Below are 970 nucleotides of genomic sequence, written 5' to 3'. Positions count from 1 at the left end.
CTGTGGGCCTGGTCGGCCGCGTCCGCGCGCTCCGCCGCCGCCCGCCGCTCGGCGTAGGCCTCCTCCGCCTGCTCCTGGAAGACGACGAGCACCTCCCGGGCGTCGCGCAGCTGCCCGAGCCGCGCGGCCTGGCCGCCGCTCACGTGGGCCATGACGCTCATCCGCTGCAGGTAGCCCGCGTCGGCGCCGCCGTCGCCCATGTCGGCCATCAGGCCCATCATCGGGTCCATCCCGCCGTAGTTCTGGGCGGCGAGCGCGGCCACCGCCCGGCGGGAGTCCTCGACCTGGGCTCCGGCCGCGCGCACCTGCTCGTCCGCCCGCCGCTGGCGCTCCTCCGCCTGGGCCAGCCGTACCAGCTCACCGTTGTAGGCCTCGATCAGCTTCTCCGCCCTGGCCGTCAGCCCGTCGAGTTCGGCCTCGGCCTCGGCGAGCAGGGCCGTGGCCGCGCCCAGCCGCCTGCTCTGCTCGCGGGCCTCGGCGCTCGCCCGGGCCACCTCGTCGGCGGACGGGCCGGGGCTGCCCGGTGCGGCGTCAGCCGGGAGCCCGGCCGTCACGACCAGAGCGCAGACCAGACCGGCCACCACGGTGGCGCCACGGCGCCGCTTCTCGACGGACTGCATGCATCACCCTCCTGGACCGCCGCACGCCTCCACGGCGTGCGGCGCCAGCCAGGATCACGCTCCGTCACTCTCCGAACAAGCACGACAGGCGCACTGTAATCAACCCAGGCAATCAGCAAGGACAGAGAAGACGTTGTATTCACCTGTCCGGGGCGCAGCCCCCTGAAGACGGGCATCGCCGCGCCGGGCCGGACTCATGGACTCGCCGTCTCGGAGGGGGCGGCCGACTGCGCGGGCGTCTCCGACGCGGTCGGCGTGCTCGACGGGTCCGGTGTCGCCGGCGGGGTCACCGGGGCGGGCGGTGTCGTCGGCGGCGGCGTCACCGGCGGGGTCGTCGCCGGCTTCGGCGC

At 75.6% G+C, this 970-nt stretch carries 1 pseudogene; it reads right to left on the bottom strand.

Going from position 1 to position 970, the window contains the following annotated elements:
• Positions 1 to 620, bottom strand: a pseudogene (locus ACWJ6R_RS37055) (hypothetical protein); the annotation flags it as partial.
• Positions 621 to 970: the final 350 nt, after the last annotated feature.

This window comes from Planomonospora algeriensis (genome assembly GCF_977012225.1).
This window is presented reverse-complemented; position numbering and strand designations above follow the sequence as displayed.